The sequence below is a fragment of the Streptomyces sp. NPDC058240 genome (assembly GCF_042882135.1).
In the GTDB taxonomy this organism is placed as follows: domain Bacteria; phylum Actinomycetota; class Actinomycetes; order Streptomycetales; family Streptomycetaceae; genus Streptomyces.
The window spans coordinates 55,194-67,174 of sequence record NZ_JBHVWT010000017.1 but is presented as its reverse complement, the minus strand read 5'-3'; the positions used below and the strand labels follow the sequence as shown (position 1 = coordinate 67,174).

Genomic DNA, 11,981 nt, shown 5'->3' with positions numbered 1-11,981 from the left:
ACGAGCCGGACCGCTCCGGTCGGCGGTCACCCATGATTCCCGCCACGATTCCCGCGCTCGCGCGCCGGGCGAACGACCGGATTTCACAGTGAGGACGCTCCGATGACCACCGATTCCTCCCATCCCCGCAGCGCTCCCGGCCGCCATGTGCCGCAGGCGCCGCACGCGTCGCAGGCGCCAGCGCCCCGGCCGAGCAGAGCCGCGGGCATTCTGCTGGTGATGTCCGTCATCACCGTCGGTCTGATGGCCGGTCTGTTCTTCGCCTTCGATGTGTCGGTCATGCCCGGCCTCGCCCGTACCGACGACCGCCTGTACGCGGAGGCCATGCAGAACTTCAACCAGGTGATAGACACCAGCGGCCTGTTCGTTCTGATCTTCCTCGGCGCGCTCGCCGTGACGGTGGCCGTTGCCGTCATCGAGTACCGCAAGGGACGCCGTACGGTCGCCCTGTGGGCAGGCGTCGCCGCCGCGCTCTACGTGGTGGCGCTGCTGGTCACGTTCTCCGTCAACATCCCCCTGAACAACGAGCTCGCCGCGATCGGTGACCCGGCGAAGGTCCGCGACCTGTCGGTCGTCGACAAGTTCAAGGGGGTCTGGGAAACGACCAACATCATGCGCACCCTGCTGTGCACCGCCGCACTGGGCTGCCTGGCGCACTGCCTGAGACTGCAGGGCCGCGGATGGGCCGGTGTCCCGGACTGATCGTCCGGCGGCGGCGCAGGTGCCCGTCGGCATCTGCTCCCGAACGACGGGTCCGCACACGCGAGAGCCCCCCACCGGTGCGCGGTGCGGGGTTCTCGGTCCGGGGTCTCGGCCGGGGTTCTCGGTCCGGGCGGTGCCACGGTCGCTACGAGCCCGTGGAGTCCGGGGCGTCGAGGGCGATGGCTCCGGCGGGGCAGAGGCCGACGGCCATCCGGGCGGCGGCCCGGTGCTCGGGGGCCGGTGCGGGGTGCAGGAGCACCACCAGGCCTTCCTCGTCGTCCTGGTCGAAGACCTCGGGAGCCGTCAGGGCGCACATGCCGGCACCGGCGCAGCGGTCACGGTCGACGCTGAGACGCAACGGATCTCGTGGGTCGCTCATGGGTCTACTCCTTGTCCCAGGTGACGGGCAGGCTGATCACGCCGTAGATGTTGGAGCGGTCGCGCAGCGGCACCTCCTGCGGCGGCACCGCGAGGCGCAGGGTGGGGAAGCGGGCGAGGAGCGCCGGGAGCGCGACGGTCATCTCGACGCGGGCGAGCTGCTGGCCCAGGCACTGGTGGACGCCGTGGCCGAAGGCCAGGTGCCCGGTGGCCTTGCGGTGGATGTCGAGCCGGTCGGGGTCGGGGAACTTGTGCGGGTCGCGGTTGGCGGCCTGCACGGAAACGGTCACCGTCTCGCCCGCTCCGATGAGTTGCCCCTCCACCTCGATGTCGTCGAGCGCCGCCCGCAGCAGCGGGTCGGCCACGCTGAGGTAGCGCAGCAGCTCCTCCACGGTCTGCTCGGCGAGGCCCGGGTCGGCTCGCAGCGCGTCCAGCTGGTCGGTATTGCTGAGCAGGGCGAAGGTGCCGAGGGCGAGCATGTTCGCGGTGGTGTCGAGTCCGGCGGCGAGGAGCAGCCCGCCGATTCCGGCCAGCTCCTCGTCGGTGAGGTCGGAGGTGGTCAGATCGCTGAGCAGGTCGTCGGTGGGCTCGGCACGCTTGGCGAGGACCAGTTCTCCCAGGTACTGGAGCAGCGCCATATAGGCCTCGCCCTTCGACTCGGCATCCACCGTCTGGTCGAAGAGGGTCGCCACATGGCCCTGGAAGCGCTCCCGGTCGGTGTACGGCACGCCGAGCAGCTCGCAGATCATGAGCGCGGGCAGGGGCTGCGCGAACGCCTCCACCAGGTCGACCGCGGGCCCGGCCTGCTCCATGGCGTCCAGGCACTCGGTCGTTAACTGCTCGACGCGCTCGGTGAGTCGGCGCATCCTGCGGACGGTGAACTTACCGGTCAGCAGGCGCCGGTAGCGGGTGTGCTCGGGGGCGTCGAGGCCGATGATGTCGCCGACCGGCGCTGGCGGCAGCTCGCCCGACACGCCCGCCATCGGCATCGGCAGGTGCAGGAGTTCGTAGCGTGAGCTGAAGCGCGGGTCGGCCAGGATCGCGCGGGCCGCGGCATGGCCGGTGACCAGCCGGCCCACGTGTCCGTCGGCGTAGCGCATGCGGCGCATCGGCTTGTCGCTCAGGGCGGTGAGTTCGGCGGGCGGGTCGAAGGGGCAGCCGGTGCGCCGGTCGGTGGGCAGGGTGGGCGGCTCTTCGGCGGTGATGTCGTCGGCGGTGGTGCCGGCGGCCGTCGGGTCGTACGACATGGGGTCCTTCCGTGGGCGTGGGGCGAGGTGCGGCTGGGGTGGATCGGTGAAGTGGCCTGAGAAGAGCGGGGGTTACCGCTTGGCGTCGGCCTCGAAGGAGCGGAGGTTACCGCTTGCCGATGGTCCTGAAGGCGCGGCGCGCCCACACGTAACCGACCAGGGAGAGCCCCACGCACCAGGCGAGGCCGATGACCGCGCTGGAGCCGATCTCGGTGCCGAGCCACAGGCCGCGCAGCGTCTCGATGATCGGAGTGAAGGGCTGGTACTCGGCGAACCAGCGCAGGCCGGTGGGCATGGAATCCGTCGGCACGATGGCGCTGCCGAGGAACGGCAGGAACGTCAGCGGCATCGGGATGTTGCTGGCGCTCTCCACGTTCTTGGCGATCAGGCCGATGCCTGCGGACAGCCAGGTGAGCCCGAGCGTGAGCAGGGCGAGCAGACCGATGGCGGCGACCCACTCGACGGGCGTCGCGCTGGGGCGGAAGCCCATCAGGAGGGCGACGCCGATGACGAGCGTGATGCTGGTCATCGTCTGGATCACGCCCCCGACGACATGGCCGGTCAGGAACGAGGCCGGGGAGATCGGCATCGTACGGAAGCGATTGACGATGCCCTCGGTCTTGTCGACGCACACGCTGATCGCGGTGGTCAGGGCGCCGGAGGTGGCGGCCATCAGGATGATGCCGGGCGCCAGGTAGTCGATGTAGTCGCCGCTGCCGGTGGGCAGTCCGCTGATGCCGGTGCCCAGGGCGCGGCCGAACACGTAGTTGAACAGCAGCAGCATCATGATGGGCATGATGACGACGGTGAGCGTCAGGGACGGGTAGCGCAGGGCCTTCTTGAGGTTGCGCCGCAGCATCGTCCGGGAGTCCTGGGCGGCGTAGGACATGGTGGCCATCAGACGTTCTCCTCGGGCGATGCGGTGGTGTCGGCGGGGCGGGGCTGACCGGTGAGGGTCAGGAAGACGTCGTCGAGGTCGGGGGTGTGCACGGTGAGCGACTCGGCCCGGACGTCGGTGGACTCCAGGGTGTCGAGGACGGCACGCAGGGTGGGGATGGAACCGTCGCTGGGGATCTGCAGGGTGAGGGATTCCTCGTCGCGCGTGGCGATCCCGAAGATGTCCGCGGCGGTGTCCAGCTCCTGGGCGTCGGCGAACCGCAGCCGGATGTGGCCGCCGGGGATGCGCCGCTTCAGCTCGTCGGCGGTGCCCTCGGCGATCAGCCTGCCGTGGTCCAACACGGCTATGCAGTCGGCGAGTTGGTCGGCTTCATCGAGGTACTGGGTGGTCAGGAAGATGGTCACGCCGTCGTCGGCGACGAGGCTCCGGATGATCTCCCACATGGTGCGCCGGCTGCGCGGGTCGAGTCCGGTGGTGGGCTCGTCGAGGAAGATGACCCGCGGATCGCCGACCAGGGTCATCGACAGGTCCAGCTTGCGCCGCATGCCGCCGGAGAAGGTGACGGCGGTCTTGCCCGCCACCTCGGTCAGGTCGAAGCGGCGCAGCAGCTCCTTGGCCCGCCGCTTGCCCTCGCGCCGGTCGAGGTGGTGCAGATCCGCCATGAGGAGCAGGTTCTCCTCGGCGGTCAGCAGATTGTCGACGGCCGAGAACTGGCCGGTGACGCCGATCACGGAGCGCACCGCGTCGGCGGCGCCGGTCAGATGGTGACCCGCGACCCGGGCCTCGCCCGCGTCGGCGTCGATGAGCGTGGAGAGGATCTCCACGGTGGTGGTCTTGCCGGCGCCGTTGGGTCCGAGCAGGGCGAAGACGGTGCCCTCGGCGATGTTCAGGTCGATGCCGTCGAGCACGACCTTGTCGCCGTAGGACTTGCGCAGTCCGGTGGCGGTGATCGCCGACGCCGTCGCGTTCTTGGCGGTCGGCGCGGATGTCTGGGTGGTGGTCATGCCGCTTTCCTTTCGAGGGCGGGGAGTTGGGGGTAAGCGGGGTCAGGCACGGCGGATGACGATGTCGCCGACCGAGGTACGGGCGTGCACCTCGACGGTCTCGTCGGAGCCCTCGGGGCCGGCGGCGGAGTCGAGCGAACTGCGTACGGTGCCGTACTTGGCGTTCAGGTCGAGCCAGGCGGCGGTGCCCTCGTGGATGCCCACTTCGAGGTCGCCGACGGAGGTGCGCAGATCGATTCGGCCACGGGTCACGTCGCCGACGCGGATACGGCCGTTGGAGGACATCGCGTCGACCCCGGCGTGGGCGACGGCGACCTCGATCCGGCCGTTCGCGGATTTGGCGGCGACGCTGCCGTGCGCGATGCCCACGGAGATGTCGCCGTTGGCCGCGTTGGTCTTCAGACCGCCGGTGACTTCGCCGATCTCGGTCGCGCCGTTGCCGTTCTTGACGGTCGCCGCGCCGGCCACCGTGCCGACCTCGATCCGGCCCGAGCCGATGACTTCGACGTCCCCGGTCGAGCGGGCCAGGTGGATGTCGCCGTGGTCGGTCTTGAGGTCGGCGCCCGCCACCTCGTCCACCTGGAGGTCGCCGAGCGAGGTCTTGAGCGTGACCTCCCCGAAGCGGCCATCGCAGAAGAAGCCGCCCATGGCCGTGGTGCCCCGGAGATCCGACCCCGCGGGCAGTTCGACGCTCACCTCGATGGCGCCCGGCTTGCCGAACAGGGACCGCTTCTTGGGTGTCCTGACCGTGAGACGGCCGCCCGAGCAGGTGACCTGGGTCTGCTGCACGGCGCGTACGTCGTTGTCGTCGGATCCGTTGCGCGGCAGCACCTCCACGACCGTGTCGGTGCGCTTGCCCGCGGTGATGCGGGCGGTGCCGACCTCCAGTTCGAAGGTGGCGGAGATCGGTTCGGGGGTCTCGAAAGCAGGCATGGCTGTCCCGTCCTCGTGGCTTGGTTGGGTGATCCCGCCGGTGGGGCGGGTGAAGAGTTACGTCGGCCGGATCGGCGATCCGCCGGTGAAAGTGGGGTGGGCCGGGCCGGCGGCCCAGGGTCTGTCCGACCCTGATCCGCCGACAGGGCCTAGCGGACCCAGCCGGTGAAGCCCCGGCCGCCCGAGTCCTTGCCGCGGCCCGGCGGGGTTGCGCGCTCACCGCCCTCAAGGGCGGTGGACACGGCCCGCACCAGCCAGGCGTTGACCGACAGGCCCTCCGCCGCCGCGGCGTTCTCGGCGCGGCCCTTGAGGTGGGCGGGGAGGCGGAAGTTGATCCGCGCCATCGCGCCGTCGTCGGCGTCCGCGGGCGGCGGTGGCGGCGTGGGTGCGGCGGGGGCCGTGGCCGACGTCTGCGTCTCCTGGAACGGCTCGGGCGCGGGCGGCGGCGTCACCACGAACTCGGGGTCGAGCCCGCGCAGCCGCACGTCGACCGAGCCGGGCGCCAGCTCCCGGGTGACCTCGCCCATGGCTGCGGACAGCGCGTTGAGCAGGGTGAGCCGGGTGGCGGACTCCAGGGGGGCGGTGAGCCGCTCGGCCAGGGCGCGGGCTTCGTCACCGCCGGCGTCCGCCGCGACGGCGAGTTCTTGGCGGAGGTTGTCGACGTAGGGCGTGAGGTCCATGACGCCATCATGGCACACGAGTGGCGCCATGGCGAGCCAAGTTGGCTCTTTCCTGGCGCATGCGTCTCTGAGCTGGGACTTCTCTGTATTCTGGTGCGCCTTGGTGCCGCTCGAATGAGGGCGCGGCTTGGGACGGTGCCATGGAAATGCCATCGTGGCGCCATCTGGGTGGGGGCTCTGGCGCCACCGGCGGCATCCCGTGGCGTCGGGTGGTCGAGCGGGCCTTCGGCCGACTCGACCACCGCGATGCCGCCGGGCGGTCTCGCCTGGTGGTCTCGCCTGGGTCAAGTGCCTCTCCGGCCGGAGCGCGGGACCGGACGAAGGCCGTGTCGAAGAACTGAAGAGCCGAAGAACTGGGGCGGGAGCGTCTTCACCCGGGGACTTCCGTGCGCTCCCACCATTCGTAGACGGGCAACGTCCCCTCGGCTGTTTCCTGGTGGCGCGCCGTGGCCCTGAAGTGTTCGTACCCACCGCGGAACGAGATCTTGATGTCGGGCCCAGGTGCGGTGAGGGGGACGATCCGGTCGGGGAGATCGTCCGGGCCGCCTTCGAGTACTGCTTTCGGTGCGTCGGTCATGGCGAGAGTTTCTCCGGGTGGTGGTCCGGCTCCTTCATGACGCGCCGAAGGGCTCACCGCCGCCCGCCGCGCCCCACTCCGACGGCGTGCCCGCGGTTCTCTGACGGGGTATCACCGACGCTGTCGCCCCAGGAGCCCAGTCGGCGGGCCGGATACTGTCCAACTTGTTGTGAAGTTAAGCGAGTGGTAACTTTGCAACAAGTTGGACAGTATTCCCCGGGAGGTGGACGGGTGCTGCAGATCCAGATCGGCGCCGAGCGCGCGGCGGACGCGGACGACCGCCTGATGCGGACCACCCTCGGGTGGCGCCGGGGCATGAGCGAGGACGAGGCATGGGAAGCAGGCCGCGGCATCTGGAAGTTCAACGCCGACCGGGCCCTGTCGCAGGACGAGGTGCAGATCATCAACACCGAAGGCACGGTTCTCGCGGTCGCGAGGATCATCGGCATCTCCAAACACGGTGACCGTTACGCTCTCGAAGGCGAACTCCTGCGTGACGACCCCCGCGTCGGCCGCCCCACCAGGAGCCCGCATCTGTCCCGTAACCCCGTCACCTACATCTGACGGGCCTCATGACACCCCAGCCGCCCCGCGTGTCCCCGGAACGGGCCGCGGCGACACCGCGAAGGGAGCGCTCCGGTGAGTGACTTCGACGCCATCGACGCGCTGCTCGCGGCCGTCGGCCCGCAGGCCGAACTCCCGCCGGCGGACGTCCGCCGGGAGCTGCGGGAACGGGCCAGGCTCTCCAAGGCCCAGGTGGCCCGTACGCTCGGCGTGAGTCCCAGCACGGTCGGGGGGTGGGAGAGCGGCCGCGACCCGGCGGACGAGATTCGCGCCAAGTACGCGTATCTGCTGGACGGGCTGGCCGCCAAGTTCACCACCGGGCCGGAGCGGGAAGGGGCGTCCTCGGCGTCCTCGGCGCCGGACGTCTCCCCCCCGTCGCCGGTGACCGAGGAGAACGAGGCCGGGGACGAGGCCGGGGACGACGCGGGAGATGACGCGGGAGATGACGCCGGGGACGACGCCGGGGACGAGGTGGAGTCCCTCGCCGCCCCCGAGCCGTGCGTGCTGTGTGGATCACCGGCCGGCCACCGGGTAGCGGGCTTCGCCCAGCACCTGGACCCGGCCGACTGCCGACCCGCTACCGCCACGTCGCCCACTGCCACGCTGCCCACCACCACGCTGCCCACCACCACGTCGCCCGAGCCCCCGGCCCCTCGGACCCCCGAGCCCCCGGCCCCCGGGGCCGCGCCGTCCCGGGCCGCCGCGCGCCCCGCCCGGGGCCCGGCCAAGCGTGCGTTCCAGGAGGAGTCCGGGCCCGGGGACCTGATCGGCCGGACGGTCCGGGCGGCGCTCGCCGAGCACCGGGGCGACGTCGACGCGGCCCTCGCGGCGCTGCTGAAGCGGGCGATTCCGGACGCGATGCGGCTGCTGGACGAGACCCGCAAGGGGGCGCGGTACGACATCGTCGCGCACCCGTGGATCCCGGACATCCTGCGCAAGCAGACCTCCAAGGGCGCGGACCGGATCTGGGAGGCGCGCCCGAAGTGGACCCGTCACGAACTGCCGCCCGGCCGCCACGAGGTGACCGCGCTCGACGTCAACGGCGCCTACCTCTCCGCCCTGAAGACCCACCTCCCGCTCGGCCAGCTGGAACACACCACGGGCTTCGCCCACGACCGCCGCCGCGCCGGTGTCCACCTGATCACCCCGCCCGAATGGGAACACGGGGCGGTACTGCCCAACCCGATCGGCAACCGGGACGAGCCCGGCCCGCTGTGGGTCACCGAACCGACCCTGCGCCTCCTGTTGCGCCTCTCCGGCCCGAAGCACGCCCTGTGTGCACCCCCGGAGATCCATGAGTCCTACACGTCCGGCGCGACGGAGAACCTGCTGGAGAAGTTCCGCGTCGCCCTCAAAAACGCCCGGGACACGGCGATCACCGAGGACGACGAGGTGACCCTGGAGTACGTGAAGGCGATGTACTCGAAGTTCGTCTCCACGATGGGGGAGTCGAACTACAACCGGGAGCTCTACCGCCCGGACTGGATGCACATCATCCGCAGCCAGGCGTTCGCCAACCTCTGGATGAAAGCCCTCAAGGCCCACGACGAGGGCCTCACCGTCGTACGCGCGATGGGCACCGACGAGCTCCACGTCATCGGCGACTGGCACCGTGTCTTTCCCGAAGGCCGTGGCGTGACCGAGGTCAAGATGAAGGACACCTACACCGCGGGCAGCGGCGACACCGAGGACATGTCGGGGGAGGAGGAGTAGATGCCCGAGAAGACCATCGACTTCGGGAAGTTCGGCGCCCGGGGCATCAAGGGCAGCGACGCCGTCGCACGCAAACTCGACGAGCTGTCGGGCGGCATCGTCACTCCGGTGACCGTGAAGCGTGGTCTGATGGCGCGCCTGCACTACCTGACCAGGACGGACCACAGCCGCAGGGCGGCCAGGGACGCCGGGCTGACGGTGACCGACCGTACGCTGAAGGCGTGGCTGGAGGAGAGGCGCCGGCCGTCGAAGGCCAACCTGGAGCGCATCGACGCCGCCTACCGCCAGGTGCGCCGCCAGAACGTCGCCCGGCATCTCCTGCGACGCCTGAACGCGCGCGGCGGCACGCGGGTCGAGATCCACCCGCTGAACCAGTCGCAGGTGCCGCGGCCGCTCCAACGGATGGTGGAGTACCGCACGATGAACGTCCGCCGCTGGGACCGCATCGTCGAGACCTGGGCAGCCGGCGACCACCAGGGCCTGGACGACGCCTGGGAGGACGTCATCGTCGACCTGGGGTCGCAGTGGGGGCAGTACGAGTACGTCACCAACATCGGATTCGCCGCGTAGACGTGCGTTCCGCCGCCGCACGGCTTGCCCCTCCTGCAACAGGAGGTCCTACGTTCCCATGGCATGAAGATTGTTGTTCATGACACGGCGTCCGCCATGTTCGATCTCCTGCACAGCCCGTTGGAGGAACGGCCCGACGCCCTGCGGGACATGCTCGGCCCGCTGCAGAGCGTGATGTCGACGGTGGGTGATATCGACACGTTCCAGATGCACACGACGGGCAGTGGCTTCCGGATCGACCGTGAGGACCCGCGCTACCTGACAGCCCTGCGACAGATGCGGGACGCGGGAGTGTGGGACCGGATCGAGCACTGCCTCGCCGCCGCGTGGGAGCGGTTGAGCGGTGCCGTGCCCGAAGCCAGGAGCGCCGGGACCGTCCATGTCGTCCTGGTGCTCGGCGACCCCGACGACGACCACCTGACGGTCCGCAACGCCGGCTACTTCGGCATGGGCGGAATCCCGGGCGCGATCCAGCTGACGATGTGGCCCACCGAGACCAGCCTGGCGAAGATCGGCCACGCCGCCGCGCACGAGCTCCACCACAACGTGCGCTACGCCAATGTGGCCTGGAACCCCATGACGGTCACGGTCGGCGAGCAGGTCGTGGCCGAAGGTCTGGCTGAGGCGTTCGTACGGGAACTGGCGGGCGAGCGGGCCATGGGGCCCTGGGCGACGGCGCTGGCCGGAGCGGAACTGGACGACGCCCACGGGAAGATCGTGGCCGGGATCGACGTGGCGGGGATGCAGAACCTGCCCGCGTACGTGTACGGCGACGCCACCGCGCGACTGATGGGGCAGCAGCCCGTCGGACTGCCGGACTTCGCCGGATACGCGGCCGGTCTCCGGATCGTCGATGCCCACCTGGCGGCCTCCGGCCTGACCGCGGCCCGGAGCACCGCGCTGCCCGCGCACGACATCCTCGCGAACGCGGGCGTGCCCACCGGGGCGGCGACCGAGGACCCTCCCGGGGCAGCGGGCCCCGAAGCCCCCGCCCCGGCGAGCTCGGCGACACTGGGCGGATGACCAGTGACGTCCCCGAGCAGGAACCGGCCACCACCGAGGCGGGAGCCGGGGTGCCCGCTGCCGGCGGCCTTGCCGTCGGACGGGCGGCCGCGCTCGTCGGGGTCAGCGTGAAGACGCTGCACCACTGGGACGCCATCGGTCTCGCGCGCCCCAGTGGGCGCACCTGGGCCGGGCACCGGGTGTACTCGGGCGACGACATCGCCCGGATCCACCGCGTCCTCGTCTACAAGGAACTCGGCTTCCCACTCGCCGAGATCGGCCGGATCCTCGACGCCCCGGACGTCGACGCGCACGACCACCTGCGCCGGCAGCGGTCACAGCTCGTGGAACGCATCGCCCGTCTCCAGAGGATGGTGCACGCCGTCGACCGCATGATGGAGGCGTCGAAACCCGGGATGCGGCTGACGCCCGAGGAACAGGTCGAGATCTTCGGCGCCGACTGGCAGCCCGCCTGGGTCGAGGAGGCCGAGGACCGCTGGGGCGACAGCGCACAGTGGGCCCAGTACGCGGAGCGGGCCGCCGCGATGACACCGGAGGACTGGAAGGAGACCGCGTCCGCGACCGAGGCCCTGAACGCCGACCTCGCCGCCGCGAAGCGCGCCGACGTCGCACCGGGCTCCGCTGCGGCGAACGCCCTCGCGGAGCGGCACCGCGCCATGATCTCGGCGCACTTCGACTGCACAACCGCGATGCACGTGTGCATCGGGCGGATGTACGTCGACGAGCCCGGGTACGCCGAGCACTACGACGCCCTCGCGCCGGGCCTGACCGTCTGGCTGCGCGATGTGATCCTCGCGAACGCCGGGGCGCGAGGCGTCGACCCGGAGTCCGCGAGATGGGAGTGATCGCGTGCCGCCGTCGGGGCGGCGGGTGCTCCGGAGTCGTTCAGCCCACGGGAACGAGCGTGAGGTAGGCCATCCCGAGCACTCCCCGGTAGCCCTTCAGCCAGCTCGACCGGTGCCGGTCGACGCGCTCGCGCGTCTCCTCTGCCAGCGGGTGGTCCGGGTGAGTGGCCAGCCACTCCTCCACGTCCGACTGATAGCCGGACTCGAAGTCCTCCCACTCGTCGTCGCCGGCCGTGTCGATCCAGACGGGCCGGAACCCGGCGGACACCGCGACGTCGACGAGTCCGGCCAGGTCATGGAATTCGTCGGCGCGGGCGTCCGGCCACATCGCGGCCAGTTCGGCGGAGGTGGGGGAGCGCTGCCAGAAGCACTCGGCGAGCAGGACCCGCCCGCCGGGCGCGACGATCCGGCGCAGCGCTCGCAGCGCGCCCGCACTGTGCTCGGGCGGTTCCGCGTCGCTGAGGGCGTGACTGGCCCCGAGACACAGGACGAGGTCGGCGGACCCGTGCGACGCCTCCTCGGCGGACCCCTCGACGAACTCCACGCGTCCGGTCAGCGCACGGGCCTCGGCGTTCGCGCGTCCCCGGGCGATATCCTCGCCGTTGAGGTCGATTCCGGTCCCGGTCGCTCCCGGCACCGCGTCGAGGACGCGGAGCATCAACTCCCCCCAGCCACAACCGATGTCCAGAACACGTGCGGGGGCGGCCCGGCGGAGCCGGTCGACGATCCGCGCGGCCCGCGCCTCGGAAAGGGGACCGTGGAATGTGAGCCGGGTCAGACGCGGCGGAAGATCGGTTCCAGTCATGCGGCGCACGCTAACGCCGACGGGCCGGCCATGGACACCGAG

The 11,981-nt window shown here is 71.0% G+C and carries 14 protein-coding genes; 6 read left to right on the top strand and 8 right to left on the bottom strand.

Annotation, left to right across the window (positions count from 1 at the left end; genetic code table 11):
- Window positions 1-102: 102 nt before the first annotated feature.
- Window positions 103-702, top strand: coding sequence for a DUF1772 domain-containing protein (locus tag ACFVX4_RS24910; RefSeq protein ID WP_389980959.1), 600 nt, complete (start codon window positions 103-105; stop codon window positions 700-702).
- A gap of 145 nt (window positions 703-847) precedes the next feature.
- Here the strand turns inward: ACFVX4_RS24910 and ACFVX4_RS24905 are convergent, their stop codons facing one another.
- The 7 genes from ACFVX4_RS24905 to ACFVX4_RS24875 all read right to left on the bottom strand — a co-directional run bounded on the left by ACFVX4_RS24905 (window position 848) and on the right by ACFVX4_RS24875 (window position 6,419).
- Window positions 848-1,081 carry a ferredoxin gene (locus tag ACFVX4_RS24905; RefSeq protein ID WP_389980957.1) on the bottom strand — a complete coding sequence of 78 codons (234 nt, stop codon included), beginning with the start codon at window positions 1,079-1,081 and terminating at the stop codon, window positions 848-850.
- Between the two features lie 4 nt (window positions 1,082-1,085).
- On the bottom strand, window positions 1,086-2,327 hold the full coding sequence (locus ACFVX4_RS24900) for a cytochrome P450 (RefSeq protein ID WP_389980955.1): 1,242 nt from the start codon (window positions 2,325-2,327) through the stop codon (window positions 1,086-1,088).
- A gap of 106 nt (window positions 2,328-2,433) precedes the next feature.
- Window positions 2,434-3,225, bottom strand: a complete 792-nt coding sequence (locus ACFVX4_RS24895; RefSeq protein ID WP_389980953.1) for an ABC transporter permease — start codon at window positions 3,223-3,225, stop codon at window positions 2,434-2,436.
- The gene (locus ACFVX4_RS24890; protein ID WP_389980951.1) at window positions 3,225-4,229 is read right to left on the bottom strand and encodes an ATP-binding cassette domain-containing protein; all 1,005 of its coding nucleotides are present in this window, start codon (window positions 4,227-4,229) and stop codon (window positions 3,225-3,227) included. Before ACFVX4_RS24890 ends, ACFVX4_RS24895 begins: the two co-directional genes overlap by 1 nt.
- Before the next feature lie 42 nt (window positions 4,230-4,271).
- The gene (locus tag ACFVX4_RS24885) at window positions 4,272-5,162 is read right to left on the bottom strand and encodes a DUF4097 domain-containing protein (protein WP_389980949.1); all 891 of its coding nucleotides are present in this window, start codon (window positions 5,160-5,162) and stop codon (window positions 4,272-4,274) included.
- Between the two features lie 149 nt (window positions 5,163-5,311).
- Window positions 5,312-5,842 (bottom strand): hypothetical protein, encoded by a 531-nt coding sequence (locus ACFVX4_RS24880; RefSeq protein WP_389980947.1) that lies wholly within the window; start codon window positions 5,840-5,842, stop codon window positions 5,312-5,314.
- Window positions 5,843-6,212: 370 nt separating this feature from the next.
- Entirely contained in the window at window positions 6,213-6,419 is a 207-nt protein-coding gene (locus ACFVX4_RS24875; protein ID WP_389980945.1) for a DUF5988 family protein, read from the bottom strand.
- Between the two features lie 231 nt (window positions 6,420-6,650).
- Here ACFVX4_RS24875 and ACFVX4_RS24870 point away from each other — a divergent pair, with 231 nt between their 5' ends.
- From ACFVX4_RS24870 to ACFVX4_RS24850, 5 genes are all read left to right on the top strand, one after another.
- Window positions 6,651-6,983, top strand: coding sequence for a hypothetical protein (locus ACFVX4_RS24870; RefSeq protein ID WP_389980943.1), 333 nt, complete (start codon window positions 6,651-6,653; stop codon window positions 6,981-6,983).
- Between the two features lie 75 nt (window positions 6,984-7,058).
- Entirely contained in the window at window positions 7,059-8,696 is a 1,638-nt protein-coding gene (locus ACFVX4_RS24865) for a helix-turn-helix domain-containing protein (protein ID WP_389980941.1), read from the top strand.
- Entirely contained in the window at window positions 8,697-9,266 is a 570-nt protein-coding gene (locus ACFVX4_RS24860) for a transcriptional regulator (RefSeq protein WP_389980940.1), read from the top strand.
- A gap of 63 nt (window positions 9,267-9,329) precedes the next feature.
- Window positions 9,330-10,289 (top strand): DUF2268 domain-containing protein, encoded by a 960-nt coding sequence (locus ACFVX4_RS24855; RefSeq protein WP_389980938.1) that lies wholly within the window; start codon window positions 9,330-9,332, stop codon window positions 10,287-10,289.
- Complete coding sequence (locus ACFVX4_RS24850; protein ID WP_389980936.1) at window positions 10,286-11,134, top strand: MerR family transcriptional regulator; 849 nt, start codon at window positions 10,286-10,288, stop codon at window positions 11,132-11,134. The genes ACFVX4_RS24855 and ACFVX4_RS24850 overlap by 4 nt, the downstream gene beginning before the upstream one ends.
- A gap of 40 nt (window positions 11,135-11,174) precedes the next feature.
- Here the strand turns inward: ACFVX4_RS24850 and ACFVX4_RS24845 are convergent, their stop codons facing one another.
- Window positions 11,175-11,939, bottom strand: a complete 765-nt coding sequence (locus ACFVX4_RS24845) for an SAM-dependent methyltransferase (RefSeq protein WP_389980934.1) — start codon at window positions 11,937-11,939, stop codon at window positions 11,175-11,177.
- Window positions 11,940-11,981: the final 42 nt, after the last annotated feature.

Bases quoted from the DNA above. Each gene is read 5' to 3' on its own strand.
- ACFVX4_RS24900 (WP_389980955.1), bottom strand. From the start codon at position 2,327: ATGTCGTACGACCCGACGGCCGCCGGCACCACCGCCGACGACATCACC.
- ACFVX4_RS24905 (WP_389980957.1), bottom strand. From the start codon at position 1,081: ATGAGCGACCCACGAGATCCGTTGCGTCTCAGCGTCGACCGTGACCGC.
- ACFVX4_RS24880 (WP_389980947.1), bottom strand. From the start codon at position 5,842: ATGGACCTCACGCCCTACGTCGACAACCTCCGCCAAGAACTCGCCGTC.
- ACFVX4_RS24850 (WP_389980936.1), top strand. From the start codon at position 10,286: ATGACCAGTGACGTCCCCGAGCAGGAACCGGCCACCACCGAGGCGGGA.
- ACFVX4_RS24845 (WP_389980934.1), bottom strand. From the start codon at position 11,939: ATGACTGGAACCGATCTTCCGCCGCGTCTGACCCGGCTCACATTCCAC.
- ACFVX4_RS24855 (WP_389980938.1), top strand. From the start codon at position 9,330: ATGAAGATTGTTGTTCATGACACGGCGTCCGCCATGTTCGATCTCCTG.
- ACFVX4_RS24890 (WP_389980951.1), bottom strand. From the start codon at position 4,229: ATGACCACCACCCAGACATCCGCGCCGACCGCCAAGAACGCGACGGCG.
- ACFVX4_RS24895 (WP_389980953.1), bottom strand. From the start codon at position 3,225: ATGGCCACCATGTCCTACGCCGCCCAGGACTCCCGGACGATGCTGCGG.
- ACFVX4_RS24885 (WP_389980949.1), bottom strand. From the start codon at position 5,162: ATGCCTGCTTTCGAGACCCCCGAACCGATCTCCGCCACCTTCGAACTG.
- ACFVX4_RS24875 (WP_389980945.1), bottom strand. From the start codon at position 6,419: ATGACCGACGCACCGAAAGCAGTACTCGAAGGCGGCCCGGACGATCTC.
- ACFVX4_RS24860 (WP_389980940.1), top strand. From the start codon at position 8,697: ATGCCCGAGAAGACCATCGACTTCGGGAAGTTCGGCGCCCGGGGCATC.
- ACFVX4_RS24910 (WP_389980959.1), top strand. From the start codon at position 103: ATGACCACCGATTCCTCCCATCCCCGCAGCGCTCCCGGCCGCCATGTG.